This is a genomic window from Streptomyces sp. NPDC049887 (assembly GCF_040656535.1).
Lineage (GTDB): Bacteria > Actinomycetota > Actinomycetes > Streptomycetales > Streptomycetaceae > Streptomyces.
In genome coordinates, this window is the sequence record NZ_JBFAMM010000001.1 from 274420 (window position 1) to 301241 (window position 26822).

The window sequence follows — 26822 nt, forward strand, 5'->3', positions numbered from 1 at the left end:
GAAGATTAGCCTCCGGTTAACTTTCTCCTCATACAGGCATATTGACAGTGGATTGCGAGGTTGCCGTGGACCCCGAGATGTCCCGAAAGGGCACGGTTCGGAGTGAACTGCTCGACGCACGACGCCTGCTGTCCCCTGAAGACGTCCGCGAGGCCTCACTGGTTCTCGCCCGGCACGCGCTGGAGCTCCCGGAGCTGGCCACCGCCCGCACCGTGGCCGCCTATGTCTCCGTGGGGCGCGAACCTGGCACCCGCGCGCTGCTCGACGCGCTGCGCACGCGGGGCGTGCGGGTGCTCCTGCCGGTGCTGCTGGACGACAACGATCTCGAGTGGGCCGTGTACGAAGGGCCCGACCGGCTGGTGCCGGCCCGTCGCGGACTGATGGAACCGGACGGTCCACTACTGGGTCACAAGGCCGTACTGAAGGCGGACACCGTCCTGCTGCCGGGACTCGCGGTGGACGAGCGGGGCATGCGGCTCGGCCGCGGCGGAGGCTCGTACGACCGGGTCCTCGCCCGACTGGAGGCCGCCGCGGCCCGGCCGGCCCTCGTCGTGCTCCTGTACGCGAACGAGGTGGTCGCGCGGGTCCCGGAGGAACCGCACGACCACCCCGTCCACGCCGTGGTGACCCCGGAGGGCGTCCGCCGCTTCGCGGCCCGGCCTACGGCCTGAGCGCCAGCGTGTCCTCCGTCGCCGCTTCGACCGCCCTGTCGCTGTAGGCCCAGTCGAGCAGTTCGCCCTTGGCCCACTTGTCGGTCTGGTCGGTGTAGTGCGCGCTGTAGGCGTGGCCAGAGGCACCCGTCAGATTGATCCAGCGGGACTTGTCCCAGTCGCCCACGTTGACGACCATCCGCATCGACGGGACCCAGATCACGTCGTAGCCGCCGGCCGCGTTCCAGCCGGTCGCGTTGACCGCCGCCTCGCCGCCGCCCAGGTTCCACGGGCCGCGGTTGAGCATCCGCTGCAGTATGCCGGGGCCCTCGGTGCCGAGCGTCTGGTTCTTCAGCGTCAGCTGGTGCAGCCTGCCCCAGCTCCAGCTGCCGACGTCCTTGCCGAGCTTGGCCGTCAGCTCCCAGCGGGCGTCCTTCATGGCCCGGGCGAGCAGTTCGTCACGGGTGGTCGTCGCATCGTCCTTGCGGGTCTTCGGCGCCTGCCACCACTCGCTGTCCTCGTCGTCGATCAGCCCGCGGACCACCTCGTACCAGCGGTCGCCGCCGTCCGGCTGGGCCGAGTCGGCGTCGCGCTGGCCGCACTCGCGCACCAGGGCGTTCAGGTCGTCGACCGGTCCGGTGCTGTCGGCCGGACGGACGTTGAGGCACTCCCCCCGCATCCGCAGCTCCTTGGGGAGCTTGTTACCGAAGGCCAGCTTGAGCACATGGCGCCAGACGGCGTTGAAGTAGGCCGCGGCCCCCGAGTCCGGCTCCTGGGTGTAGTCCCAGCCCTCCAGCAGCTTCTGCGCCTCGCGCACATACGGGTCCGAGACGTCGATCTTGAGCAGATGGGGCGTCAGCAGCTTGGCGATCTCGCTCTGGTTGTCCGTCTGCATCGTGCGCATGTCGTCGGTCGAGATCTTCCCGCCGTCCTTGATCTTCAACTCGATCAGGTCGTTGATCCGCTGGCTGCGGGAGCCGTAGCCGTAGTCCTTGGTGATCAGGTACGGGTACTTCTCCGCGTCCACGACGGCCTGGTTGGCGGTGACGATGTAGCCGCGCTTCGGGTTGTACTCGTACGGGAGCTCGTCGAAGGGGATGTACCCCTCCCAGCCGGAGGTCGGGTTCCAGCCCGGGGCCGGCATGGAGCCGTCGAAGCCCTCCGGGCGGACCGGGATGCGCCCCGGCGCCTGGTAGCCGATGTTGCCCTTGGTGTCCGCGTAGATCAGGTTCTGGGAGGGGACGTCGAAGTCCTTCGCCGCGGCGCGGAAGCCCTGGAAGTCCTTCGCCCGGTTCAGCTTGAAGACGGCGTCCATGGAATTGCCCGGGTCCAGCGCGGTCCAGCGCAGCGCCACCCCGAAGCCGTTGCCGCGGTCGGGCGCGGGGGTCCTGACCGGCGCCCGCTCGCCCACGCGTGCCAGCTCGGCGCTGCGGTCGGAGATCAGCGGACCGTGGTCGGTCTCCCGGACGGTGATCTTCTTGCTGCCGCCGCCGGCGACCCTGATGGTCTCCTCACGGACCTTGAACGGCTTGATCCGGCTGCCGGACGTCCAGCCCGTCTGGGAGACCTTCTCCAGGTAGAGGTCGGTGACGTCCGCCCCGAGGTTGGTGAAGCCCCAGGCGATGTCCTGGTTGTGGCCGATGACCACCCCCGGCATGCCGGAGAAGGTGTACCCGGCGACGTCGAAGGAGCACTTCTCCGAGACGGCACGGCAGTGCAGGCCCATCTGCGCCCAAAGGGACGGCAGCTGCGGCGCGAGGTGCGGGTCGTTGGCGAGCAGCGGCTTGTCGGTCGTCGTGTACTTCCCCGAGACGACCCAGGAGTTGGATCCGATGCCATTGCCGTTCGGACCGAGCAGCGCCGGGACCCGGTCGAGCACGTCGGAGAGGCCGGAGAGCTGCGTCTGCGCGCCCTGCCCCGCGCCGGAGCCGGCACCCGGGCCGCTGCCGGCGGTTCCGCCGCCCGTCGAGGGCGAGCCGGCGGAACCCGACGAGCCCGAGGAGCCCGCCGAGTCCGTCGAGGGCTCACCCTTCGGGTCCCACTTCTTGGCGTCGTCGTCCACGGCACCCGCCGTGACGACGGGCTGGTGCAGGTCGTACGGGTACTCCGGGTACAGCTGCTCGATCTGCTGCTCGCTCAGCCGGCTGGTCATCAGTGAGCGGTCGATCTCGTCCTGCATGTTGCCGCGCAGGTCCCAGGCCATCGCCTTCAGCCAGGCCACCGAGTCGACCGGCGTCCACTTCTCCGGCTTGTAGTCGTTGGTGAGCCCCAGGGCGACGTACTCGAGGGAGAGGTCGCCGTTGTCACGGTCCGCCAGATAGGCGTTTACGCCGTCGGCGTACGCCTGGAGGTACTTCTTGGTCGCGGGCGAGAGCTTCTCGTCGAACTCCTGCTGCGCCACCCGGTGCCAGCCGAGGGTGCGCAGGAAGGCGTCGGTCTCGACCTGCCCCGCGCCGAACATCTCGGACAGCCGGCCCGCGGTGACGTGGCGGCGTACGTCCATCTCCCAGAAGCGGTCCTGCGCGTGCACGTACCCCTGCGCGCGGAACAGGTCCTCGTCGGTGCTCGCGTAGAGCTGCGGGATGCCGTTCGCGTCCCGCTTGACGTCGACCGGGGCGGTCAGGCCCTTGAGCTTGATCGTCCCGGTGGTCTGCGGGAAGGAGGCACGCACGGTGCTGACGCCCCAGTACGCACCGCCGACGACACCCGCGACCAGCGCCAGGGCCAGGGCGAGCACGATGAGACGGCCGCGACGGCCCCTCCTCCTGGCTGGCTTCTCGGCGGAGGAGGCGGTTGTGTTGGAGGGCATCGCTGTCCTTCGAGGGCAGTGTGGTCCTGGGAGTGCTGGAGCAACCATAGGCGCAGCGATCGACGGGCCCGGACGCGGTATCAGTAACGCGACGCCGACCGGCAGTCATTCGAACTCACTGGCGATTACCGGAGGGAAGCCGTCATGAGAGCGTCAAGAACTCGTTAAAGATTAGGTAAGGTAACGAAGTGTCGCTTGCCGGGGGAACGATCCGGCGACAAGCGCGAAGGGAAGGATCGGCCGCTGACTGTCCACCAGCTCAATGCACTCCTGCTCATCTGCTCGCTCGTTCTGCTCATCGCCGTCGCGGCGGTGCGTATCTCCTCCCGGAGCGGGCTCCCCAGCCTGCTGCTGTATCTGGGCATCGGGGTCGCGATAGGACAGGACGGCATCTTCAACGTCAAGTTCGACAACGCCGGACTTACGCAGGTGATCGGCTATGCCGCACTCGTGGTGATCCTGGCCGAGGGCGGCCTGGGCACCAAGTGGAAGGAGATCAAACCGGCCCTGCCCGCGGCGGCCATGCTGTCGACCGTCGGCATCGCCGTGAGCGTGGGAGTCACCGCGGCCGGAGCGCACTACCTGGTCGGACTGGAATGGCAGCAGGCCGTCATCATCGGAGCGGTCGTCTCCTCGACGGACGCCGCCGCCGTCTTCTCCGTGCTGCGCAGGGTTCCCCTCCCCTCCCGCATCACCGGCGTCCTGGAGGCCGAGTCCGGCTTCAACGACGCCCCCGTCGTCATCCTCGTCATCGCGCTCTCCACCACGGAACCTGTCGAGGAGTGGTACATCCTCGTCGGAACGATCCTGCTGGAACTGGCGATCGGCGCCGCCATCGGCCTCGCGGTCGGCTGGCTCGGCGCGTACGGGCTGCGCCACGTCGCCCTGCCCGCCTCCGGCCTGTACCCGATCGCCGTCATGGCCATCGCGGTGACGGCGTACGCCATCGGCGCCCTCGTCCACGGCAGCGGCTTCCTGGCCGTCTACCTCGCGGCGATGGTGCTCGGGAACTCCAAGCTCCCCCACTGGCCGGCCACCCGCGGATTCGCCGACGGGCTCGGCTGGATCGCCCAGATCGGTATGTTCGTCCTCCTCGGACTGCTCGTCACCCCGCACGAGCTCGTGCGCGACTTCTGGCCCGCGGTGGTCATCGGACTGGTGCTGACGATGGCGGCACGGCCGCTGTCGGTCGTCGTCAGCCTGCTGCCGTTCCGCATCCCGTGGCGGGAGAGGGCCCTGATGTCATGGGCCGGTCTGCGCGGCGCCGTGCCCATCATCCTGGCGACCATCCCGCTGGTGTCCGGGATCGAGGGCAGCAAGCGGATCTTCAACATCGTCTTTGTGCTTGTCGTCGTCTACACCCTGGTCCAGGGCCCGACGCTGCCCTGGGTGGCGAAGTCGCTGAATCTCGGCAACGGCGCGGAGGCCGCGGACCTGGGAATCGAGTCGGCGCCGCTGGAGCGGCTGCGCGGCCATCTGCTGTCGGTCGCGATCCCGGAGAAGTCCCGGATGCACGGCGTCGAGGTCGGCGAACTACGGCTGCCCGCCGGCGCCGCCGTCACGCTCGTGGTCCGCGAGAGCAGGAGCTTCGTGCCGAGCCCCACGACGGTGTTGCGGCGCGGCGACGAACTACTGGTGGTGGCCACCGATCCGGTGCGGGACGCGGCGGAGGCACGCCTGCGGGCCGTGGGCCAGGGCGGAAAACTGGCCGGCTGGCTGGGGACGGGCGGCTAGCCGGCCGGGGGTTCCGCCCCTGGAGGCCCGGTGCGGCGCTCGGGAGGCGGGGCGGGCGGCGGGCGCGGCACGCGTCCGACGGGCGCGGCGCCCGACCGGTGCCCCGGACGCGCGGTTGATGGGCGCGGGCCGGCGGGCGGGGGTCGGGGGCGAGGCGGGCAGCGGGCGCACGGCAGCGGCACGGGCACGAGCCCCGGGCGCAGGCGGGACGGCACCGGCACGAGCCCCGGGCGCAGGCGGGGGCGGGGCAGGAACGGCTGCACGGGGGTGGTCACCCTTTCATGCCGGCACCTGACGGAGATCCCGGCACACACGTGGAGGTGTCCTGCCGACCAATCCCAGGTGGCGATCCCTTGCGTCGGCGCATTCCGAGGCCAGGACACCTCCGGCCCCTGTAGCATGAAGGCACACTGATCGACCAACTCTGCCTGACGCAGAGCTGGCGCGACCGTATGGCGGCCGAGCGACTCCCTGCACTGGGGCCCGGTATCTACCGCAGTTCCGCGCAAGAGGACAGCTCTCGGCGATCCCCGGCACCCCGGGAGAGCGCTACCAGGCGGCAGAAAGGCAAGGGCCGTGGAGTCCACGGTCACTTCTGGCACGTCCACCGGCACGCCTTCGAGCACTCCCCCCGCACCGTCTTCCGGCACGGCTTCGTCCACGAACCCGGTCACGTCGGACACGGCTTCGCCCGCGGCTGCCTCCCCGTCCTCGCGCAGGCAGCCGCCCTCCGACGCGCCGTCCGGCGGCCGGCGCCCCGGCTACGGACAGCTGCTCCGCACTCCCGGTGCGTGGACGTTCCTGCTGCCCGGGTTCGCCGCCCGGCAGCCGTTCGCGATGCTGACGATCAGCATCGTCCTCCTCGTCCAGCACACCACCGGTTCGTACGGCACCGCGGGCGCCGTCGCCGCCGTCACCGGTGTCTCCATGGCGCTCTTCGCCCCGCAGAGCGGCAAGCTCGCCGACCGCTTCGGCCAGCGGGCAGTCCTGGTCCCGGGTGTGCTGGTGCACACCGCGGCCGGCGGCACGCTGACCGCGCTGGCGCTCGCGGGCGCCCCCCTGTGGGCGCTCTTCGCCGCCGCTGTGCCGACCGGCGCCTCGGTTCCGCAGGTCGGACCGATGGTGCGGGCCCGCTGGGCGGCGAAGCTGGGCGGGGCGCGGCTGATGCCCACGGCCGCGGCGTTCGAGTCCGTCACCGATGAGTTCACCTTCGTCGTCGGACCGGTACTGGCCACCGCCCTGTGCACCGGCGTCCACCCGGCGGCCGGTCTCGTCGCCGAGGCCGGACTGACCCTGGCCGGAGGTCTGCTGTTCGCCGCCCAGCGCCGTACGCAGCCGCCCTTCGGCACCTCCGTGACCGGTGGGCCGGCCGTCCGGACGTCGGCCCTGTCGGTGCCCGGCGTACGGGTCCTGGCGATCGCCTTCCTCGGCATCGGTTCGGTGTTCGGCGGCATGCAGGTCTCGCTCACCGCGTTCACCGAGGAGATCGGGCAGCCCGGTATGAACGGTCTGCTCTACGGACTCTTCGCCGCGGGGAACATGCTCGCGGGCATCGCCGTCGGCGCGATCGCCTGGAAGTCCGGTCCACGTCGCCGCATGGTCGTGGGCTACGCGGGTCTGGCGCTCGCCGCGTCGCTGCTCTGGACGGCCCACTCCGCCGTGCTGCTGGGCGGGCTGGGACTGGTCGTCGGAGTGTTCATCGCACCCGCGCTGATCAGCGGATTCACACTCGTCGAACCGCTGGTCCCGGCGTCGGCCCGGACGGAGGCATTCACCTGGCTGACCGGGTCGGTGGCGCTCGGCCAGGCGGCCGCGGTGACGGTCGCCGGCCGACTCGCCGACGCCCACGGCGCGACCGCCGGATTCCTCGTGCCGCTGGTGGGCACGGTTTTGGCCCTGGCCACCCTGGTGGCGCTGCGGTCGCGCCTCGCGCCGCGCCCGCACAGCCGTACGGTCGCACGTGGTGTCGGTCACCGAGTGCCCGTGACGGTGGACTGAGACGAGGGAATGCGTCACTATGGACCGTCGTTAGCACTCATTGAGTGAGAGTGCCAGGAGGAAGACAAGTGCCGACGTACCAGTACCAGTGCACCGAGTGCGGCGAGGGCCTCGAGGCGGTGCAGAAGTTCACCGACGACGCCCTGACCGTGTGCCCCGGCTGCCAGGGACGCCTCAAGAAGGTGTTCTCGGCCGTCGGCATCGTCTTCAAGGGCTCCGGCTTCTACCGCAACGACAGCCGCGGCTCCTCGTCGGGCAGCACGCCGTCGTCCTCGTCGGCGAAGTCCGCGTCGTCCTCGGCGTCCTCGTCCCCCTCGGGTTCCTCGTCGTCGTCGGACTCCAAGGCGTCCGCGGGCTCCGCCAGCCCCTCCGGATCGTCGGCTTCGTCCGGCAGCACGACGGCCGCCTGACCCCAGAGATCTCGCAGGGTCCCCACCGCCTTCGGGCGGTGGGGACCCTTCGCATGTGCGGCGGGCGTGGTGCTCGGTGGGTTCGGCGGGCGGGGGCGTCGTGGGAGTCGTTGCGCGGGCGCGCTCACCGGGTGGTGGCGGGCGGGGTGGCTCGGTCGACGGGTTCGCCGGGCCGCCACGGATGGCCGGTCGACGGGTTGACCGGGCCGCGGCGGAGGCCGGTGGGAGGGTTCACCGGGTGGCGAGGGGTGGCCGGTGGGCGGATACCGGCCCGTGTTCGAGCGCGGCTACTGTGACGGCCATGGCCAACGCAGAGAGCGCACAGCGCGCGGAGATCGGCGTCATCGGCGGCTCGGGTTTCTACTCGTTCCTGGAGAACGTGACCGAGGCGGAGATCGCGACGCCGTACGGCAGCCCGAGTGATTCCCTGTTCTTCGGCGAGATCGCGGGCAGGAAGGTCGCCTTCCTGCCCCGGCACGGCCGCAGCCACCGCCTCCCACCGCACCGCATCAACTACCGCGCCAACCTGTGGGCCCTGCGTTCCGTGGGCGTTCGCCAGGTCCTGGGGCCGTGCGCCGTCGGCGGCCTGCGGCCGGAGTACGGCCCCGGGACCCTGCTGGTCCCCGACCAGTTGGTGGACCGGACCAAGTCCCGGGCCGACACGTACTTCGACGGCGAGCCGCTGACGAACGGCGAGGTGCCCAACGTCGTCCATGTGTCACTCGCCGACCCCTACTGCCCTGCGGGCCGGGCAGCCGCGCTGTCCGCGGCGCGCGGCCGCGACTGGGAACCGGTCGACGGCGGAACGCTCGTCGTGGTCGAGGGGCCGCGCTTCGGCACCCGCGCCGAGTCCCGCTGGCACGCGGCCATGGGCTGGTCGGTGGTCGGCATGACCGGGCACCCCGAGGCGGCGCTCGCCCGTGAGCTGGAGCTCTGCTACACGTCCATGAACCTGGTGACGGACCTCGACGCCGGGGCCGAGAGCGGCGAGGGCGTCTCGCACGAGGAAGTCCTGGAGGTCTTCGCCGCGAACGTCGACCGGCTGAGGGACGTCCTGTTCGACGCGGTGGCCGGACTGCCGGCGCTCGGGGAGCGCGACTGCCTCTGCAAGAGCGCGCTGAACGGCCTGAAGACGGGCATAACTCTGCCGTAGTGCGCGCTGCCGTCATGCGCGCTCGCTGCCGAAGTGCGGGACGGACGCCACGGAGTGCTGGCGGGTTCGGGGTGGTGCCCGAGTCACCGTCACCTGCGGGGGTGAGGGCGTTTTCCACACTCCTCAAGTCGTCCACAGGCCGGAGCGGGCCGCAGCGTGAAGGGGGATCGTGAGGGGCGTCGGGCGTACCTCGCCCGCGTCACTGTCCTCGCACACGACAGGCGGTCACCACCATGACGCTGCTCTCCGCGCCCTCCCCCCACAGCCACGTACCTACCGGCCCTGCCGCGCCCTCCGGCCACTCTGACTCCCCGGGCTTTCCGGACTCCTGGGGCCTTCCGGGCTCCTGGCGGCCATCACGCTCCACAGGAGCCGGTGGCCCCTCGGCGGCGCGGGGGCCGGGGCTGCCCCCGGCCCCCGCGCCGGAACCCTGCGGGGTGCCCTCCTTCGCCCCCTTGAGGGTGCCGGACGGACGGCCGTGGCAACGGACGCGGTTGAGAAGGGTGCTGCGACGAAGGCGACGGGCAGTGGCCGCCGGTCTGGCCGTCACCGCCGCCGCGCTGGCGGCCTGGCTGCCGCGGGCGCAGCCCGGTCCGGACACGCCGCGCGAGCCGGCCGCGTTACCGCGGCACGCCCGGCACTCCCAGGGACCGCCACCACCCTCGACTCCGGTGGGCCCGTCGCAAGGCGCTTCGGCTCGGTCGGCGGAGATCGTGTCCGCTCCGGTGCGCATCGCGGACGCGGAGACCGTCCGACTGCTGGAACCGGGCGACCGCGTGGACGTGATCGCGACACCCGTGGCGCCGGCGGGCACGGCGCCGGGCCGAGGGACGGGCGTCGGCGGCGCGTCGCGCACCGGCCCCGACGCACGCGTCATCGTGACGGGCGCCCGGGTGGCGGAGGTGCCACAGGCGGCGGCAGGCGTCCGGGACGGCGGTGCGCTGATCGTCCTGGCGGTGCCGCGACCCGTCGCCACGGCGCTGGCCGGCGCGGGCGCCACCTCACGGCTGGCGGTGACACTGTGCTGAGCCCCGCCCGTGAGCACGGGACGTCCGTTCGCCCGCCGGCAGGGTCCCTCCGTCAGAGGTGGTGCGGGGGCTTCTCGTCGAGGAAGCGAGCGAGGTCCGCGGCGCTGTCACCGCTCGCCGGAGACCGCTCGCCCCACCCGCGGTCCGTGTCGTCCGAGGACTGCTGGTCCAGCGGGTCGTCGAAGATCAGACCCGGCTTGGGAAGGGGCTGCGGCCGGGACTCCTCCGCGTCGCGCGGTCCGGTGGCGGGGGCGGTGCTCATGGAACAAGCGTACGCGGGCGCCGGCCGGCACCTCGCTGCCCCTGACCGCGCCGCCCGGCCGGCGAAGGGGCGGGCCCGGCCGGCGGACACGGCGCCGCCCCCGGGCGCGACGACGACCGTGGTGCCGCTGGGCGCGCCCTCACCGCCGAGCCGGGCGTGGCCGACCCGGCCCGAGGAGCGGACCGGGGCCGCGGAACAACGGGACCGGCCGACGGTGTCGTGCGGGATGCGGATCCGGTGCCTTCTGCTGTGCTGGTTCCATGACCTCCTCGACCCCTCCTTCCGCTTCCCGCGGGCACGTCGGCTTCGGGGCGATGCGCCGCATGCACGCCCGGCGCCGGGACGAGGTGCATCGCACGGCGACTCCGCTGGAGCTCTTCTTCGACCTCTGCTTCGTCGTCGCGGTGGGGCAGGCCGGGCTGCAGCTGGTGCACGCGATCGCGGAGAACCACGTCGCCGACGGAGTCGTCGGCTATCTGTACGTCTTCTTCGGCATCTGGTGGGCCTGGATGAACTTCACCTGGTTCGCCTCCGCCTACGACTGCGACGACGTGCCGTACCGGATCGCGACGATGATCGCGATCTGCGGGGTACTGATCTACGCGGCCGGAGTACCGAGGGCGTTCGCCGACAACGACTGGACGATCACCGTCATCGGGTACGTGGTGATGCGGGTCGCGCTGACCGCGCAGTGGCTCCGCGCCGCCGCGTCCGAGGACCGGGGGCCCGCGCGCAGAACCGCGCTCATCTACGCCTGCGGTGTGGCCCTGTGCCAGCTCGGCTGGATCACCCTGCTCATCGCACCCGCGGACTGGAGACGCTGGCTCTTCCTCATCCTCGCGGCGGCCGAGTTGCTGGTGCCGGTCGTGGCCGAGAGTCGCCACCAGACGCCCTGGCACCCGCACCACATCGCCGAGCGCTACGGCCTGTTCACGATCATCGTGCTCGGCGAGACGATGTTCGCGACCACGGTGGCGGTCCAGTCGGCACTGGGGGACGTCAAGGAGTTCTCCGAGCTGGCGCCCATCGCGGGGGGCGGCGTCCTGATCATCTTCTCGGCCTGGTGGATCTACTTCGCGGTGCCCGCCCACGAACGCCTCAAGAGCAACCGGGAATCCATTCCATGGGGTTACGGCCATTTCCTGATCTTCGCCTCGGCCGCCGCGATCGGGGCGGGCCTGGAGGTCGCCGTCGAGCAGTCCATCGGCAAGGCGCACATCCCGACGCCGACCGCCTCGGCCGCCGTGACCGTGCCGACGGCGGTCTACCTGTTGACGGTGTGGTTCCTGCACGCCCGGCACTTCAAGGAGACACTGGCCCAGCAACTGGTCCTCCCGGTCGCCGTCCCCGCGGTCCTCCTCTGCACTCTCGCCGGCCACTGGGCCGTCCTCGCGGCGGGACTGGTGGCCGCGGCCACGGTCGCGACGGGCGTCGCCCTGGCGAACCGCACCCCCGAGGCGAAGCGGTCCTCCGGCACTCCCCCGTCGGGGGTGTGACGACTCCCCGCCGACCGGAGCCCGGTGAAACCGCTGCCCGCGGCCCGCTGCCCTCACGCCGCGGCGATGGTGCCCGGGCAGTGACGCCACGGCCTGAGCGAGGCCACGGCAGCGCCGAGGCCGTCTTACCGCCGGCGGCCGCGTGGTACGCAGAAGTCATGGGACTCAATGACGCATTGACCGATGTGAGCGGCATCAGGGTCGGCCATGCCCGGCTCGGCGGTGAGGGCGCGCTCAGCGGCACCACGGTCGTCCTCGCGCCCGAGGGCGGCGCCGTGGCCGCGGTGGACGTCCGAGGCGGGGGCCCCGGCACCCGGGAGACCGACGCCCTCGACCCCCGCAATCTCGTCCAGCGCATCGAGGCGATCGTGCTGACCGGAGGCAGCGCCTTCGGCCTGGACTCGGCATCAGGCGTGATGGCGTGGCTGGAGGAGCGGGGCCGCGGGGTGCCGGCAGGCCGGGAACCCGGGCAGGTCGTGCCGGTCGTTCCCGCGGCGTGCGTCTTCGACCTCGGACGCGGCGGCGACTGGCGGGCGAGGCCGGACGCGTCGACGGGGCGCGCCGCGGTGGAGGCCGCGGCGCGCACGGAGTCCGGTGCGCCCGTTCAGGAGGGCTCTGTCGGTGCGGGCACCGGCGCGGTGGTGGGCCGGATCAAGGGAGGTGTGGGCACCGCTGGCACGGTGCTGGGTGACGGTACGACGGTCGCCGCGCTGGTGGTGGCCAACGCGGCGGGCTCCGCACTCGACCCGGACACCGGCGTGCTCTACGGGCGCCACTTCTTCGGCGCGAGGCCGGTGCCACCCGCACCGGAGGTCCACGCGGCGGCGCTGCACCGGCTGGCCCGGGCGTCCGAGCACAACGGGGCGCCTCCGCTGAACACGACCCTCGCCGTCGTCGCCACCGACGCCGACCTCACCCGTGCCCAGGCGCACAAGCTCGCCGGCACCGCGCACGACGGCATCGCGCGCGCCGTGCGGCCCGTCCATCTCCTCAACGACGGGGACACCGTCTTCGCCCTCGCCACCGGTACACGCCCGCTCGAAGGCCATCCGCTCGCCCTCAACGCGGTGCTCGCCGCCGGCGCGGACGTCGTGACGCGTGCGGTCGTCCGGGCGGTGCTGGCTGCCGAGAGCGTGCACGGACCGGGAGGGGACTTCCCCTCGTACACCGAGCTGTACGGGGGGCGGCACGCGGGCCGGGAGGGCGGCGCTGTTCCCAGCCCCGGGAGCACGGACTGACGCGCGGCGCACGGGAGTTGAGGGGGCGCGCGGATGCGGCGGAACTTCGGTGGGTGCGCCGTTCGTTTTCCCGAACCCGGGACGCGATGTCAGACCCAGGGACTACGTTAAGCAGTCATCAAGTGACGTGTGGCGACGGCCTGGAGATCCGGGAGATCCACCTTGAACGATCCGTACGAGACAACCGAGACGCACCTCGAGCGACTCCTGGGTCGGGCTCTCAATTCCTTCGACCTTCCCGACAGCGTGGTGGAGCGGCTCGACTCGGCTCTGGCCCATGACAGTTCGCTGCACTCCTCGCACCACAGCGCGGCCCTGGACCGTTCGACCTACCGGCACGCCTACCTCCTGGCCGACGGCTCCTCCCTCACGTTGTGGGAGCTGGTGCACAGCACCGGCCGTGACGGCGCCCGGCGGCACGAGCTGTACGCGGAGGAGGGAGAGGCCCGACTCGCGGCCTCCCGGCTGCGTCCTGACCGCGGACGGCGGCCCGGCGCGGGCGGTGCGGACGGCGGAGAGACCGATGAACTCGCCGCGATATTCGGCGCGGCGCCCGAGGGCGCCGACCAGGACGGCACGGACGGGAAGCCGGTCCACCGTCTCGACGCCGATCTGGAGCTGCTGGGCCGCCTGCTGGCCACCCCGCCGATGCCCCCGGCACGCACCTACGTGCCCGACGACTCCGCGGACCATGCCCGGCGGCTGCTGCGCCGGGCCGAGAACCCGGACCGGCCCGGCGAGGAGACGGCCGGCCTGCTGCGTGCCGCTTTCGCGCACCACATCGGGCAGGCGTTCGGCCGGCAGTGCTCGGCCGATGTGCGGGACGCCGTCTTCACGCTCTACGAGCACGCCTTCCTGCTGCTCGACGGCACGGAACTGAGCCTGTGGGAGGTGGAGCACACAGCCACGCCCGACGGTCGCCACATGTGCGAGGTCTACGCGGACGAGCGCACCGCACGCGAGGCCATGGAGTTCCGCGCCCGGGTGCGCTGACCGGTCCCCCCGTACGGGTCACCCCGGATCAGCGGACGACGCCTCACGGCCCCCTATGGCCGGTCGTGCCGCCGCGGGACCCGCAGGCCGACCGCTGGACCACGAGCCGGTCCCGCGGCACCAGGGCCACCACAGCACCCTGCGAGAAGGGGCGCGGCTGATGGAACCCTGGACCGCGGGCCTGACGTCGTGAGCCCGACGTCGTAGGCCGGACGTCTTGGGCCGGACATCTTGGACCGGCGTCTTGGACCGCGGCTCCGGGACCGAAGGTCGGGAGACCACGGCGCGGTGCTCAGACCGCCGCGACGACCTGGGGTTCGTCGAGCGCGGCCGTCGGCCGGACCGACGCATCGGAGGTCTTCCGCAACCCCTTCAGCAGGATGACCAGGGCCGCGCTGATCACCGTGCCGGCGAGGATGGCCAGCAGGTAGAGGGCCGCGTTGCCGATCAGCGGTACGACGAAGATTCCGCCGTGCGGGGCCCGTAGCGTGCACTCGAAGGCCATCGACAGGGCTCCGGTGACGGCGCCGCCCACCATGGCCGACGGAATCACCCGTAGCGGATCGGCCGCGGCGAACGGGATCGCGCCCTCCGTGATGAACGAAGCGCCCAGCACCCAGGCCGCCTTGCCGTTCTCGCGCTCGGCCTTGGTGAAGAGCCGGCCGCGGACCGTCGTGGCCAGCGCCATCGCGAGCGGGGGCACCATGCCCGCCGCCATCACGGCCGCCATGACCTTCAGCGAGCCCTCGGTCGGGCTGGCCAGGCCGCCGACCGCGAAGGTGTACGCGACCTTGTTGAGCGGTCCGCCCAGGTCGAAGCACATCATCAGGCCGAGGATCGCGCCGAGGATGACGGCGTTCGCGCCGCTGAGGCCGTTCAACCAGTCGGTGAGGGCCTTCTGGAGCGAGGCGAGCGGCTTGCCGACCACCAGGAACATCAGGAAGCCGACGATCGCCGAGGAGAGCAGCGGGATCACGACCACGGGCATGATGCCGCGCAGCACCGCAGGCACTCTGACCTTCTGGATCGCGAGTACCACGGCACCGGCCAGGAGTCCCGCCACCAGACCGCCGAGGAAGCCCGCCTTGATGGTGATGGCGATCGCGCCGCCGACGAAGCCCGGGACGAGTCCGGGTCGGTCGGCCATACCGTAGGCGATGTATCCGGCGAGGACGGGGATCAGGAAGCTGAACGCCAGTCCGCCGATCTGGAAGAGGAGCGCGGCCCAGCTGGACTGGTCGTTCCAGACGAAGGAGTCGGCGACGGACTTGGCGCCGGCGATCTCGTAGCCGCCGATGGCGAAGCCGAGCGCGATCAGAAGACCGCCGGCGGCAACGAACGGGATCATGTAACTGACGCCGGACATCAGCCACTTGCGGAGCTTGGTTCCGTAGCCCTCGCCCGGCTCCCCGGCTCCCTCGACGGGCGTCGGCCGGGCCCCGGTCGTCACCTCGCCGCGGGCGGCCTTGTCCCGGGCCTCGGCGACGAGTTCGGCGGCGCGGTTGATACCGGCCTTCACCCCGACGTCCACGACGGGCTTGCCGTCGAAGCGCTCCTTGTCCCGCACGGGCACGTCGTGCGCGAAGATCACGGCATCGGCCGCGGCGACGACGTCGGGGTCCAGCCTGGCGAACCCGGCGGAGCCCTGGGTCTCGACGGAGACCTCGGCCCCCGCCTCCCGGCCGGCCCGTTCGATGGCCTCCGCGGCCATGTAGGTGTGCGCGATGCCGGTCGGGCAGGAGGTGACGGCGACGATCCGGAAGGGCGGGGCCATGGGCTCTCCACCGGCCTGCCCGGCCCCGGCCTCCACAGCCTCGGTCTGCGCCGGCCCGGTCCCCACAGCCTCGGTCCCCACCGCACCGGTCACGGGCCCGGTTCCCACCGCACCGGTCCGCACGGGCCCGGTCTGCGCCGGCCCGTCGGTTCCGGCCGCGTCCGAGACGGACGCGGCGTCTCCGGCACCGGCAGACACGGACCCCTCGGGCGCACGCTCGGCGGGCTCGTGCTCCGCCGACAGTGCCGCCCCCGCACCCGCGGGAGTCGCCACGGCCGCGGTCGACGCCGGTTCACCGCCCGGTGACGGCATCTGCTCCTCGGCCACCGTCTCCGCAGCGCCCGCCGCAGTCGCGGCCGCGCCCGCAGACGCGTCCGGGCCTGCGGCCGTCCCGATCGCGGACGGCTCGACGTCCCCGCGGACCAGCGCCGCCGCGGTCGTCGCCGAAACGGTCCCGCGCAGGGCGGTGGTGAACCCGGTGTCCATCAGCCGCCGGGCGAGGGCCGAGAGAATGGTCAGGTGCGCGTCGTCGGCGCCCGCCGGGGCGGCTATGAGGAAGACGAGGTCCGCGGGCCCGTCCGGCGCGCCGAAGTCGATGCCCTCGGAAGCCCGCCCGAAGGCCAGGGTGGGCTCGGTGACATGTGTGCTGCGGCAGTGCGGTATGCCGATGCCGCCGTCCAGCCCCGTGGGCATCTGGGCCTCGCGTGCGGCCACATCGGCCAGGAAGCCGTCGAGGTCGGTGACGCGCCCGAGCGCGACCATGCGCTGGGCTAGCGAGCGGGCCGCCTCTTCCTTGGAGGCGGCGGCCAGGTCGAGGTCGACCAGGTCCGCGGTGATCATGTCGCTCATCGCGGGCTCCCTTGCTGGGTGAGTGCGCGGTCCAGGGGGACGTCCGCGGTCACCAGGACCGCGGTGGGATCGAGATCGGACGGCGTGGGCATGACGCTGCCCGGAAGCTGGACCGCCGCCGCGCCGTGGGCGACGGCGGCGGTGAGGGCGCCCACGCCGTCGCCGCCCGCGGCCAGGAATCCGGCCAGGGACGCGTCGCCGGCCCCTACGTCGCTGCGGACGGCGGCAACGGATGCGGCTCCGTAGAAGGTTCCGGCGTCGGAGACGAGCAGTTGCCCGTCCGCTCCGAGACTGGCCAGCACCACGCCCGCACCCAGGGCGCGCAGCTCCTCCGCCGCCTTCACGGCGTCGCCGACGGTGGCCAGGGGACGGCCGACGGCCTCGGCGAGCTCTGCGGCGTTCGGCTTGACGACGTCGGGCCGCGCGGAGAGGGCAGCCGTCAGAGAGGGCCCGGACGTGTCCAGTGCGACACGAGCCCCCGACTCATGCGCACCAGTGACGAGTTCGGCGTACCAGGAGGGTGTCAGTCCCCGCGGCAGGCTGCCGCAGCAGGCGATCCAGTCGGCGGTGCGGGACTGCGCGGCGACCGCCGCGAGCAGTTCCCGCGACTCGTCCGGGCTGAGCTCGGGGCCGGGAGCGTTGATCTTCGTCAGAGTGCCGTCGGACTCGGCGAGCGCGATGTTCGAGCGGGTCACCCCGGCGATGGGGACGGGCGCGGTCTCGATGCCCTGCCCGGCCAGCAGTTGCGCGACGAGCGCTCCGGGGGCCCCGCCGAGCGGCAGGACGGCGACGGTGCGGTTTCCGGCCGCCGCGACCGCCCGGGACACGTTGACGCCCTTGCCGCCGGGGTCCATGCGTTCACCGGTGGCCCGCAGCACGCTGCCGCGCTCCAGTCCGGGGATCTCGTACGTCCGGTCCAGCGAGGGGTTCGGGGTGACGGTGAGAATCATGTACGTACCACTTCCGTGCCCGCGGCCCCGACGGCCGCGGCTTCCTCGGGGCTGAGCCCGCTGTCCGTGATGAGCAGGTCGACGTCGGCGAGGTCGGCGAAGCGGGCGAAGTGTTCCTCGCCGTACTTCGCGGAGTCCGCGAGAAGCACGACGCGGCGCGCCGCCGCGACGAGGGCCCGCTTGACCGCGGCCTCGGCGAGGTCGGGCGTGGTGAGTCCGCAGGCCGCGGAGAAGCCGTTCGTTCCGAGGAAGACCACGTCGGCGCGGATCTCCCCGTACGCCCGCAGCGCCCAGGCGTCGACGGCGGCACGGGTGCGGTGCCGGACGCGGCCGCCGACGAGGTGCAGGTCGATGCCGGGGTGGTCGGCGAGCCGGGCGGCGGCGGGCAGGGCGTGGGTGACGACGGTCAGCGAGCACTCCAGCGGGAACGCGGCGGCCAGTCGCGCCACCGTGGAGCCGGCGTCGAGGATGACGCTGCCGTCCTCGGGAAGCTCGGAGAGCGCCGCCCGGGCTATGCGGTCCTTCTCGTCGGCTGCGGTTGACTCGCGCTCGGCGAGGTCCGGCTCGAAGTCGAGCCGGCCGGCCGGGATGGCACCACCGTGCACCCTGCGCACCAGTCCGGCCCGGTCGAGCGCCTTCAGGTCGCGCCGGATGGTCTCGGCGGTGACCTGGAACTCGTCGGCGAGCGAGAGCACCTCGACCCGTCCGCCTTCACGTGCGAGACGGAGGATCTCCTGCTGGCGCTCCGGTGCGTACATGTGGGTTTACTTCCATTTCATGCCCGAACCTGTGGTTTCACCACCAGGCTACGCCTCGATGCCGGCAAAGTAAACAAACTCGGGCATCAAGCAGGCACGACCGGACCCGGCCGAAGGACCATTGCACTGTGCGGCAGCAGTGCGGCAGCAGTGCGGCACACACCCCACGCATGCCCGGTCCGCGGCGGACCCGGACAGACACCCGTCGTGTGCGGGGCCGTAACGGCGAAGACCCGGCCCGGAGTTCTCCGGTGCCGGGCCTCGGGGGCAGACGCTTCGAGCGACCGAGTACGTCGAGCGGACGGTGCGGCACGGGCGCCAGGGGCGGACCGGTGACCAACGGTTCGCCTGCCGCACCGGGCCCGTACACATTCGTTCGGCGACCCGACCCGACCCGACCCGACCGGACCCGACCGGACCTGACCGGACCCGGCGACCGCGGTCCAGCGGCTCCGCGGAATCGCGGAATCGCGGAATCGCGGAATCGCGGAATCGCGGAATCGCCGAATCGCAGCCCCCGCGGTCCACGGCCTGTGGTCACGTCCGCGGGCCGTGACCGCAGGCCACAGACCGCAGACCGCAGACCGGGTTCGAGGCCCCGCCTCCGTGCCGTGCCTCCGCCCGGCTCAGTGCGACAGCACCGGCTGCCGCTCTCCCTCCGCCCCCGAGTCCGGGTGCTCGACCGCGTCCCGGCTCTCCTGCGACGGAACAGCGTGGTCCGGCCCCGCTCCGTCCGCCTCGTCGCGGGTCCCGCCCGCCCCGCCGGCCGCGCCCGCGGCATCGGCGCCGCCCGCGCCTCCTTCGAGATGCCGCCTGGGACGTGCGGGCAGGGCGAACATCATCAGGAAGATCACGCCGAGCACGGCCACGACCCACCACAGCGAGCCCCGGAAGGCATCCGCGAACGCCCGGCCCACCGCGCCCTGCGAGGTCAGGGGCGTCTCGTCGACCACCGAGAAGAACACGACCGACACCAGCCCAAGGCCCAGCGCGTTGCCCATCTGCCCGGTGGTGTTGATCAGCCCGGACGCCGAGCCCGCATGCTCGCGCGGCACCTCCGACAGCACCGCGTCGGTCAGCGGCGCCACGATCAGCCCCATTCCGAGCCCCATGATCACCAGCGGCGCCGTCATCTGCCACGGCTCGATGCCCGTGCCGTACCGGTCGGACTCCCAGATGTAGAGCAGCAGCCCCGACGCCATCATCAGCGCCCCCGCCTGCAGCACCTGCCGTCCGAAGCGCGGCACCAGCCGCTGCACGGAGACACCCGCGGCGAGCGAGACCGCCACGGAGAAGGGCACACCGGTCAGACCGGCCTTGAGCGGGCTCCAGCCCAGACCGATCTGCATGTACAGCGTCCAGACCAGGAAGAAGATGCCCAGGACCACGCCGAAGGTGAGCTGGACGGCGATCCCGGCGGCGAAGCTCTTCACGCGGAACAGCGACAGCTCCACGAGCGGCGACCCGTCCTTGCGCGTCTTGTGGCGCTCGTAGGCCAGGAACGCGGCGAACACGAGCGGGCTCGCCGCCATGCACAGGTGCCCCCACAGGGGCCAGTCCAGCTCGCGTCCGCGGGTGAGGGGGTAGATCAGCATCAGCAGTCCGGTGGTCACGAGCGCGACACCGACGAGGTCGAGCCGGAGCGCCCTCTCCGCACGCGACTCGGTGATGAACCTCCGGCCGAGCACGAGACCCGCGATCCCGACGGGCAGGTTGATCAGGAAGATCGGCCGCCACTCCAGACCGAACAGGTTCCACTGGGTCAGCAGGGCGCCGAGCAGCGGACCGGAGACGGCCCCGAGACCGACGACGGCGCCGAACATCCCGAAGACCTTGCCCCGCTCGTGTGCGGGGAAGGTCACGTGGACGATCGCGAGGACCTGGGGCACCATCATCGCGGCCATCGCGCCCTGCAGGAGCCGCGAGGCGACCAGCATCTCGGGTCCGACGGCCAGCCCGCAGAGCGCTGAGGCGACCGTGAATCCGCTGATGCCGATCAGGAAGAGCCGCCTGCGGCCGTAGATGTCACCGAGCCGGCCACCCGTGATCAGACCGGCGGCGAATGCCAGCGCGTAGCCGGCGGTGATCCACTGGATCGCGCCGAACGAAGCACCGAGGTCGTGCTCGATGGACGGGATGGCGATGTTGACGATGGTCACGTCCACCAGGTCCATGAAGGCCGCGGTCATGACGATGGCGAGGGCGGTCCAGCGCCGCCGGTCGGGGGCGGCGGTGCGATCGGGAGCCGTATCCGGTACGGCGGCGTGGGAGCTCATGCGGAAGAAGCTAGGACGGATCTAGGACAGATCATGTCCTAGATCCCTGGCAGTCTGCCTTCATGACGGACACGCCGGCACGACTGCTGAATCTGCTGTCTCTGCTCCAGACGCCGCGGGAGTGGCCGGGCAGCGAACTCGCCGAACGACTCCAGGTCAGCCCGCGCACCATCCGCCGGGACATCGACCGGCTGCGCGAACTCGGCTATCCCGTCGAGGCGACGAAGGGCGCGGTGGGCGGGTACCGGCTCGTCGCGGGCACGGCGATGCCTCCGTTGGTCCTCGACGACGAGGAGGCCGTGGCGATCGCCGTCGGGCTGCGGGCGGGGGCCGGCCATGCCATCGAAGGGGTGGAGGAGGCTTCCGTGCGGGCCCTGGCCAAGTTGGAGCAGGTGTTGCCCGCGCGGCTGCGCCGACGGGTGTCCACCCTCCAGAACGCGACGATCCCGCTCACCCGCGGCGACGGCGCCACGGTCGACCCGCACACCCTCACCGCCCTCGCGGCGGCCGTGACCGGGCGGGAGCGGCTGCGCTTCGGCTACCGTTCCGGCGACGGCGCGGAGTCGAGACGCCTGGTCGAGCCGTACCGACTGGTCTCGACCGGCCGGCGGTGGTATCTGGTGGCCTACGACCTCGGGCGCGAGGACTGGCGGACGTTCCGGGTCGACCGGGTCCGCGACCCTTTCCCGACCGGCGCCCGCTTCACCCCGCGCGAGCTGCCGACGGGAGGCGACGCCGCCGAGTTCTTCTCCGCCTCCATGGCCCGGAACCAGCCGGAAGTGTCGCTGGACGTCAGTTTCGCGGCACCGGCGGAACGCGTCTCCTCCCGGCTGCCCGGCTATCTGGGCACACCGGAGCCGACGGGGCCGGAGACCTGCCGACTGCGCAGCCGCTCCCAGGACTCACTGGAGTGGATCGCGCTGCGGCTCGCCCTCGTCGACTGCGAGTTCACCGTCCACGGGCCGCCGGCTCTCTCCGAGCACCTGAGAGAGATGGGCGCGCGCCTCACACGGGCGGGCGGTTGAAGCGGACGAGCGACCGAGGCAGACGGGCAGCTGAGGCGGACGAGCACGGCTCGCCGACCGGTCGTGGCTCGGCGAACGGCGCGGGAGCCGGAGTCGAGGAGTAGCGGCGCGCGTGGGCCTGGCGTCGCGGAGCAGCGGGGCACCGAGCCGCAGGACACCGAGCCGCGGGGCACGCGGAGCCCAGAAGCGCCGTCCACGGTGCGCGGTGCGCGGTGCGCGAATTCACCGGGTACGGGGGCGCGCTCGGCGGGGCGGTGGTGCCGTCCACCGAGCAGGCCGCGGTCCACCGGCCGGGCCCGGACAGCGGAAGACCCCGGCACCGGGGGGGAAGGGTGCCGGGGTCGTTCAGGGGACGCGGCTGGGGCGCGGGCCCCGTCGGCGTCATGCCGCTTCGTCGAAGCCCGTGCTACGGGCCATCCGCTTCAGCTCCAGCAGCGCGTGCTTCTCGATCTGCCGGATGCGCTCACGCGTGAGGCCGTGCTCCTTGCCGACCTCGGTCAGCGTGCGCTCACGGCCGTCCTCGATGCCGTACCGCATCCGGATGATCGATGCGGTGCGGTGGTCGAGCCGGTCGATGAGATCGTCGAGCTCCTCGCTGCGCAGCAGCGTCAGCACGGACTGCTCCGGGGAGACCGCGGAGGTGTCCTCCAGCAGATCGCCGAACTGGGTCTCGCCTTCGTCGTCCACGGACATGTTGAGCGAGACCGGGTCGCGGGCCCAGTCGAGTACGTCCGTGACCCGCTCCGGAGTGGAGCCCAGCTCCTTGGCCACCTCGGCCGGCTCGGGCTCGCGGCCGTGCTCCCGGTTGAACTCGCGCTGCACTCGCCGGATCCGGCCCAGCTCCTCGACCAGGTGGACGGGAAGCCGGATCGTACGGGACTGGTCGGCGATCGAGCGGGTGATGGCCTGTCGGATCCACCACGTGGCGTACGTGGAGAACTTGAAGCCCTTGGTGTAGTCGAACTTCTCGACCGCGCGGACCAGGCCGGCGTTGCCCTCCTGGATCAGGTCGAGCAGCGGCAGACCACTGCGCGGATAGCGCCGCGCGACGGCCACCACCAGGCGGAGGTTGGACTTGATGAAGACGTCCTTCGCGTGCTCGCTCGCGGCGACCAGCGCCTCGAGCTCCTCGCGTGTGGCACCGGCCGCGTCGCTCTCCACCTCGCCTTCGAGGATCTGCCGGGCGTAGACGCCCGCCTCGATCGTCTGGGAGAGCTCGACCTCCTTGGCGGCATCCAGCAGCGGCGTACGAGCGATCTCGTCGAGGTACATTCCGACCAGATCGCGGTCGGCGATCTCCCCGCTCGTGGAACGAACGCTGTCTGCTCCATCGGCCCCGGTCCCCTTGGCGGACTTACGACGGGCGACGGCACGGGTTGCCATGCGTGCTCCCTTGCTGAGTAGGTCGCGACACCCTTCCGGGTGCCCTGCATCCGACGGAAACAACGACTGGAATCCGGACAGAATTCCCACGGGTGCATAGATTTTTGTGATCTTGCAGTACCCTGCCCCCGCCCCGGTGCGGATCCGCGCAGCCGGCCCCCGCGACGCGCGTCTTGCAAGCGCAGGTCAGGAGGCTCCTCCGGCCATCGCGTCCCCCACCCGTCAGGACGACGCGGGCCGCACTCCTGGTTGCTCCGTATACCCAGAAGGCACGGATCATTCCGCCACTCGGCCGATCCCCCGGGCGCGGGCCCGTGACAGCGTGATCCGGTCGGCCGCGTGACGCGGCCACCGTGACCCCATCGGTCCCGCGACGCGACCGCCCCGACCCCATCGGCCACGAGGCAGGCCACCCCGCGAGGACGCCCGGTTCGCAGAAATCACGGGCGGCCCCGGGCGACCCCGGACACCCGCCGTCCGCTCCGGACGGACGACCGCCAGGCTTCCCTCCACCTACGCCGGCGGCCCCTCGGCCGTCCCCCCGTGCGGCCCGACCGCGTCCACGGCCCGAGTCGCCGCCACTTCCGGGACCCCGCCCCGGCCGCCGCGCATCGACGGCCGTTCGGCTCAGCCGAACTGGATGGAGCGCTTCGCCAGCCCCCTCCAGAACCCGTCGATGACACTGCGGCCGCTCGAAGGATCGCCCCCCGAGGCCCCCATCGCCACGAACAGCGGCGCGAAGTGCTCCGTACGCGGATGGGCGAGCCTCCCCGCCGGCGCCTTGCGCTCGAAGTCCAGCAGGGCGTCCACGTCCCCGGAGGCCAGCGACCGCCGCCCCCAGTCGTCGAACTCCGCCGACCAGCCGGGCACTCCCCTGTGCCGCAGCGCCGCGAGATTGTGGGTGAAGAACCCGCTGCCGACGATCAGGACACCCTCGTCGCGCAGCGGGGACAGCCGGCGCCCGACTTCGAGGAGACGCCGCGGATCGAGCGTCGGCATGGAGATCTGGAGCACGGGCACGTCGGCTCGGGGGAACATCTCGACGAGCGGGACGTACCCCCCGTGGTCGAGGCCGCGGTCCGGGATGTCCTGCACGGGAGTCCCGGGGGTGCGCAGCAGTCGGCGCACGGAGTCGGCGAGTCCCGGGGCGCCGGGCGCCTCGTACCGCACCCGGTAGTAGCGCTCGGGGAAACCCCGGAAGTCGTACACGAGCGGCACGCTGCGCGTCGCGCCGATCGCCAGGGGGGCCTCCTCCCAGTGGGCGGAGATCACAAGGATTGCCGTGGGCCTGGGCAGTGACGCCGACCAGGCCGCGAGTTCACCGGGCCACACCGGGTCGTCGGCGAGGGGCGGGGCACCGTGCGAGAGATAGAGGGTGGGCATCCGCTCCGCCGGAGTCGCGGGGCCGGTGATGCGGGGCCCATCAGCAGCGTTCACGCGAGAGCCTCCCAGGCCCGAGTGCCACAAACTTGAATCTTCAAGTTACCTGGGAAGCAGCATAACCCCCATCTAGTTCAATCTTCAAGAATCATTCGTAGGATGGACGCATGACCACGGCACCGAACTCGGACGAACCCCGCTGGCTGACTGCCGAGGAGCAGCACGTGTGGCGCTCGTACCTGCACGCCACCACGCTCCTCGAGGACAGTCTCGACCGGCAGCTCCAGCGGGACGCGGGCATGCCGCACGTCTACTACGGCCTGCTCGTCCAACTCGCCGAGGCTCCGCGCCGCCGCCTGCGCATGACCGAACTCGCCAAGCACGCCAAGATCACCCGATCCCGGCTCTCCCATGCGATCGCCCGGCTGGAGAAGAACGGCTGGGTGCGGCGTGAGGACTGCCCCAACGACCGGCGCGGCCAGAACGCCTGCCTGACGGACCAGGGCTTCGAGGTGCTGGAGAAGGCCGCACCTGGCCATGTCACGGCCGTACGGCAGGCGGTCTTCGACCGGCTGAGTGCCGAGCAGGTGCGCCAACTGGGCGAGATCACCCGGATCATGGCGGAGAGCCTCCAGCCTGACGGCACCGACGCCGACCTGCCCTGGCTGCGCTGACCGCCACCGCACGGCCGCGCTGATCACCCCGATCTCCCGACTTCCCCGCCGTCCCGGACACCGGCCGCCGCGTCACCGGGGCCGGGCGGGCCGGTGCGGCCGCACCGGCCGGGGTGCGAGCGGCCTGGACCCGACCCTGGCTTGAGCGGGTCCTCGTCGGTGCCGTTCGCACCGACGAGGACCCTCTGTTACCGCTTCCTCTCCTGTCGCTGCTCGCTCTTGCCGCCCACTGCTTTCACCACCGGCTCGTCCCGTACGGCGTCAGTGCGCGACGACCGGGACCCTCACCTCGTCCTCGGAAGCGGCGGCGGAGGACGTGACGGTCGTGGCGCCGGGCCGCCCGGAGTTGATCAGCGTGAAGGCGATGACGGCCGACGCCGCCAGGATGCCGACCGCCCACCAGATGGCGCTCGCGTAGCCGTGCACCATGCCGTCCAGCTGGAGGAGTCGCTGCGCCTCGGCCCCCGTCGCACCGGCCGCGTGCGCGGCGAGGTACGAGGTGGTCGCGGAGGCGGCGACGGTGTTGAGCAGGGCCGTACCGATCGCTCCGCCGACCTGCTGCGAGGTGTTCACCATCGCGGAGGCGACACCGGCGTCCCGCGCCTCGACGCCGTACGTCGACAGCGACATCGCCGGCATGAAGGCCGTACCCATGCCGAGTCCGAGCAGCAGCTGGGCGGGGAGGATGAGGCCGGCGTAGGAGGAACCGACCTCCAGCTGGGTCAGCAGGAGCATGCCCGTCGCGGCGACCAGGAAGCCGGGGCCCATGAGCAGCCTGGGCGGCACCCGGGTCATCAGCCGGGCGCCGATCTGCGTGGAGCCAGTGATCATGCCGGCGATCATCGGCAGGAAGGCGAACCCGGTCCGCACCGGCGAGTAGCCCTTCACGATCTGCAGGTAGTAGGTCAGGAAGAGGAACAGGCCGAACATCGCGATGACGGCCAGCCCCAACGACAGGTAGACGCCACCGCGGTTGCGCTCGGTCAGTACGCGCAGCGGCAGCAGCGGTGACGCCACCCGGGCCTCGACCGCGACGAAGGCCGCGAGCAGCACGGCGGAGGCGACGAACAGTCCGAGGGTCGTCGCGTCGGTCCAGCCGTGCGACTCGGCGCGGGTGAATCCGTAGACCAGGGCCACCAGGCCGAGGGTGGACAGGAGGACACCGGGGACGTCGAGCGGCGAACGGTTGCGTCCGCCTGCCGGCTCGCGGATGACGAGCCAGGCACCCACGGCGGCGACCACGGCGAAGGGGATGTTGACGTAGAAGGTCCAGCGCCAGTCCAGGTACTCGGTGAGGAAGCCGCCGAGGATGAGGCCGACCGCGCCACCGCCGCCGGCAATCGCACCGTAGACACCGAACGCCTTGGCCCGCTCCTTGGCGTCGGTGAACATCACGGCGAGCAGCGACAGGGCCGCGGGTGCGAGCAGCGCGCCGAAGGCACCCTGCAGGGCTCGCGATCCCAGCAGCATGGCCTCACCGCTCGCCGCGCCACCGAGCGCGGACGCTGCGGCGAAGCCCACCAGGCCGACGACGAAGGTGCGCTTGCGCCCCCACAGGTCGGCTATGCGGCCGCCGAAGAGCAGCAGTCCGCCGAAGGCCAGGGCGTAGGCGGTGATGACCCACTGCCGGTTGCCGTCGGAGATGCCCAGATCCTGCTGGGCGGAGGGCAGAGCGATGTTCACGATCGTCGCGTCGAGCACAACCATCAGCTGGGCGAGCGCGATGAAGACGAGCGCTCTCCAGCGGCTCGGATCGAGGCCGGCGGAGCCGTCGGAGCCTTCGGAAAGAGCTGTGTCGGCGGATTTCGACATGGAGGTAGCCACCTAGGTGTGCGGAGCGGAGAGAAGAACGACGGACAGAGAAGGAGGAGGAACGGAGACGAGTGGAAAGGACGGGGGGAGTCGACGCCGATCGGGCCGCGAAGGGCCGCGTGACCGGCCGGCCGTATCCGTACGGCCGTACGGTCACGAGGTCAGGTGTT

The 26822-nt window shown here is 71.9% G+C and carries 20 protein-coding genes; 11 read left to right on the plus strand and 9 right to left on the minus strand.

Going from position 1 to position 26822, the window contains the following annotated elements; translation table 11 throughout:
* The first annotated feature begins 77 nt into the window (after positions 1-77).
* Positions 78-671, plus strand: a complete 594-nt coding sequence (locus AB0J10_RS01190; protein WP_363056471.1) for a 5-formyltetrahydrofolate cyclo-ligase — start codon at positions 78-80, stop codon at positions 669-671.
* Here AB0J10_RS01190 and AB0J10_RS01195 read toward each other — a convergent pair.
* Positions 661-3459, minus strand: coding sequence for a penicillin acylase family protein (locus AB0J10_RS01195; protein WP_363056473.1), 2799 nt, complete (start codon positions 3457-3459; stop codon positions 661-663). The genes AB0J10_RS01190 and AB0J10_RS01195 overlap by 11 nt on opposite strands.
* Before the next feature lie 195 nt (positions 3460-3654).
* On the opposite strand from AB0J10_RS01195, the gene AB0J10_RS01200 reads away from it, so the two are divergent.
* The 5 genes from AB0J10_RS01200 (at position 3655) to AB0J10_RS01220 (ending at position 9782) form a co-directional block, all read left to right on the plus strand.
* Positions 3655-5193 (plus strand): potassium/proton antiporter, encoded by a 1539-nt coding sequence (locus tag AB0J10_RS01200; protein WP_363056475.1) that lies wholly within the window; start codon positions 3655-3657, stop codon positions 5191-5193.
* A gap of 771 nt (positions 5194-5964) precedes the next feature.
* Complete coding sequence (locus AB0J10_RS01205; RefSeq protein WP_363056833.1) at positions 5965-7191, plus strand: MFS transporter; 1227 nt, start codon at positions 5965-5967, stop codon at positions 7189-7191.
* 68 nt (positions 7192-7259) lie between these two features.
* Entirely contained in the window at positions 7260-7601 is a 342-nt protein-coding gene (locus tag AB0J10_RS01210) for an FmdB family zinc ribbon protein (protein WP_363056477.1), read from the plus strand.
* Between the two features lie 301 nt (positions 7602-7902).
* The gene (locus tag AB0J10_RS01215; protein WP_363056479.1) at positions 7903-8754 is read left to right on the plus strand and encodes an S-methyl-5'-thioadenosine phosphorylase; all 852 of its coding nucleotides are present in this window, start codon (positions 7903-7905) and stop codon (positions 8752-8754) included.
* 713 nt (positions 8755-9467) lie between these two features.
* Positions 9468-9782 (plus strand): hypothetical protein, encoded by a 315-nt coding sequence (locus AB0J10_RS01220; protein ID WP_363056481.1) that lies wholly within the window; start codon positions 9468-9470, stop codon positions 9780-9782.
* A 52-nt stretch (positions 9783-9834) separates the two neighbouring features.
* Here the strand turns inward: AB0J10_RS01220 and AB0J10_RS01225 are convergent, their stop codons facing one another.
* Positions 9835-10044 carry a hypothetical protein gene (locus tag AB0J10_RS01225; protein ID WP_363056483.1) on the minus strand — a complete coding sequence of 70 codons (210 nt, stop codon included), beginning with the start codon at positions 10042-10044 and terminating at the stop codon, positions 9835-9837.
* 260 nt (positions 10045-10304) lie between these two features.
* On the opposite strand from AB0J10_RS01225, the gene AB0J10_RS01230 reads away from it, so the two are divergent.
* The 3 genes from AB0J10_RS01230 (at position 10305) to AB0J10_RS01240 (ending at position 13771) form a co-directional block, all read left to right on the plus strand.
* Positions 10305-11540 (plus strand): low temperature requirement protein A, encoded by a 1236-nt coding sequence (locus AB0J10_RS01230; protein WP_363056485.1) that lies wholly within the window; start codon positions 10305-10307, stop codon positions 11538-11540.
* A gap of 158 nt (positions 11541-11698) precedes the next feature.
* Entirely contained in the window at positions 11699-12778 is a 1080-nt protein-coding gene (locus AB0J10_RS01235) for a P1 family peptidase (protein ID WP_363056487.1), read from the plus strand.
* Between the two features lie 162 nt (positions 12779-12940).
* Positions 12941-13771 (plus strand): DUF6227 family protein, encoded by an 831-nt coding sequence (locus AB0J10_RS01240; protein ID WP_363056489.1) that lies wholly within the window; start codon positions 12941-12943, stop codon positions 13769-13771.
* A gap of 292 nt (positions 13772-14063) precedes the next feature.
* On the opposite strand, the gene AB0J10_RS01245 is transcribed toward AB0J10_RS01240, so the two are convergent.
* The 4 genes from AB0J10_RS01245 to AB0J10_RS01260 form a co-directional block, all read right to left on the minus strand.
* On the minus strand, positions 14064-16394 hold the full coding sequence (locus tag AB0J10_RS01245; protein ID WP_363056491.1) for a fructose-specific PTS transporter subunit EIIC: 2331 nt from the start codon (positions 16392-16394) through the stop codon (positions 14064-14066).
* Positions 16391-17344: a 1-phosphofructokinase gene (gene pfkB / locus AB0J10_RS01250; RefSeq protein WP_363056492.1), complete on the minus strand. Its 954-nt coding sequence runs from the start codon at positions 17342-17344 to the stop codon at positions 16391-16393. Before pfkB ends, AB0J10_RS01245 begins: the two co-directional genes overlap by 4 nt.
* On the minus strand, positions 17341-18102 hold the full coding sequence (locus AB0J10_RS01255) for a DeoR/GlpR family DNA-binding transcription regulator (RefSeq protein WP_363056494.1): 762 nt from the start codon (positions 18100-18102) through the stop codon (positions 17341-17343). The genes pfkB and AB0J10_RS01255 overlap by 4 nt, the downstream gene beginning before the upstream one ends.
* 626 nt (positions 18103-18728) lie before the next feature.
* Positions 18729-20378: an MFS transporter gene (locus AB0J10_RS01260; protein ID WP_363056496.1), complete on the minus strand. Its 1650-nt coding sequence runs from the start codon at positions 20376-20378 to the stop codon at positions 18729-18731.
* 62 nt (positions 20379-20440) lie between these two features.
* Between AB0J10_RS01260 and AB0J10_RS01265 the strand changes: the two genes are divergently transcribed.
* Entirely contained in the window at positions 20441-21403 is a 963-nt protein-coding gene (locus AB0J10_RS01265; protein WP_363056498.1) for a transcriptional regulator, read from the plus strand.
* A 381-nt stretch (positions 21404-21784) separates the two neighbouring features.
* Here AB0J10_RS01265 and AB0J10_RS01270 read toward each other — a convergent pair whose 3' ends face one another.
* Together AB0J10_RS01270 and AB0J10_RS01275 are read right to left on the minus strand one after the other, a co-directional pair.
* Entirely contained in the window at positions 21785-22786 is a 1002-nt protein-coding gene (locus AB0J10_RS01270; protein WP_363056500.1) for a sigma-70 family RNA polymerase sigma factor, read from the minus strand.
* Positions 22787-23413: 627 nt separating this feature from the next.
* A complete protein-coding gene (locus tag AB0J10_RS01275; protein WP_363056835.1) occupies positions 23414-24169 on the minus strand; it encodes a class III extradiol ring-cleavage dioxygenase in 756 nt (251 codons plus the stop codon).
* Positions 24170-24333: 164 nt separating this feature from the next.
* On the opposite strand from AB0J10_RS01275, the gene AB0J10_RS01280 reads away from it, so the two are divergent.
* Entirely contained in the window at positions 24334-24840 is a 507-nt protein-coding gene (locus AB0J10_RS01280; RefSeq protein WP_363056502.1) for a MarR family transcriptional regulator, read from the plus strand.
* A 261-nt stretch (positions 24841-25101) separates the two neighbouring features.
* Here AB0J10_RS01280 and AB0J10_RS01285 read toward each other — a convergent pair whose 3' ends face one another.
* Positions 25102-26652 (minus strand): MFS transporter, encoded by a 1551-nt coding sequence (locus AB0J10_RS01285; RefSeq protein ID WP_363056504.1) that lies wholly within the window; start codon positions 26650-26652, stop codon positions 25102-25104.
* Positions 26653-26822 lie beyond the last annotated feature (170 nt).

Coding starts and splice junctions, on each gene's coding strand:
- pfkB (WP_363056492.1), bottom strand. CDS start 17,344: ATGATTCTCACCGTCACCCCGAACCCCTCGCTGGACCGGACGTACGAG.
- AB0J10_RS01270 (WP_363056500.1), bottom strand. CDS start 22,786: ATGGCAACCCGTGCCGTCGCCCGTCGTAAGTCCGCCAAGGGGACCGGG.
- AB0J10_RS01195 (WP_363056473.1), bottom strand. CDS start 3,459: ATGCCCTCCAACACAACCGCCTCCTCCGCCGAGAAGCCAGCCAGGAGG.
- AB0J10_RS01215 (WP_363056479.1), top strand. CDS start 7,903: ATGGCCAACGCAGAGAGCGCACAGCGCGCGGAGATCGGCGTCATCGGC.
- AB0J10_RS01255 (WP_363056494.1), bottom strand. CDS start 18,102: ATGTACGCACCGGAGCGCCAGCAGGAGATCCTCCGTCTCGCACGTGAA.
- AB0J10_RS01225 (WP_363056483.1), bottom strand. CDS start 10,044: ATGAGCACCGCCCCCGCCACCGGACCGCGCGACGCGGAGGAGTCCCGG.
- AB0J10_RS01265 (WP_363056498.1), top strand. CDS start 20,441: ATGACGGACACGCCGGCACGACTGCTGAATCTGCTGTCTCTGCTCCAG.
- AB0J10_RS01275 (WP_363056835.1), bottom strand. CDS start 24,169: ATGCCCACCCTCTATCTCTCGCACGGTGCCCCGCCCCTCGCCGACGAC.
- AB0J10_RS01245 (WP_363056491.1), bottom strand. CDS start 16,394: ATGAGCGACATGATCACCGCGGACCTGGTCGACCTCGACCTGGCCGCC.
- AB0J10_RS01190 (WP_363056471.1), top strand. CDS start 78: ATGTCCCGAAAGGGCACGGTTCGGAGTGAACTGCTCGACGCACGACGC.
- AB0J10_RS01280 (WP_363056502.1), top strand. CDS start 24,334: ATGACCACGGCACCGAACTCGGACGAACCCCGCTGGCTGACTGCCGAG.
- AB0J10_RS01230 (WP_363056485.1), top strand. CDS start 10,305: ATGACCTCCTCGACCCCTCCTTCCGCTTCCCGCGGGCACGTCGGCTTC.
- AB0J10_RS01260 (WP_363056496.1), bottom strand. CDS start 20,378: ATGAGCTCCCACGCCGCCGTACCGGATACGGCTCCCGATCGCACCGCC.
- AB0J10_RS01235 (WP_363056487.1), top strand. CDS start 11,699: ATGGGACTCAATGACGCATTGACCGATGTGAGCGGCATCAGGGTCGGC.
- AB0J10_RS01285 (WP_363056504.1), bottom strand. CDS start 26,652: ATGTCGAAATCCGCCGACACAGCTCTTTCCGAAGGCTCCGACGGCTCC.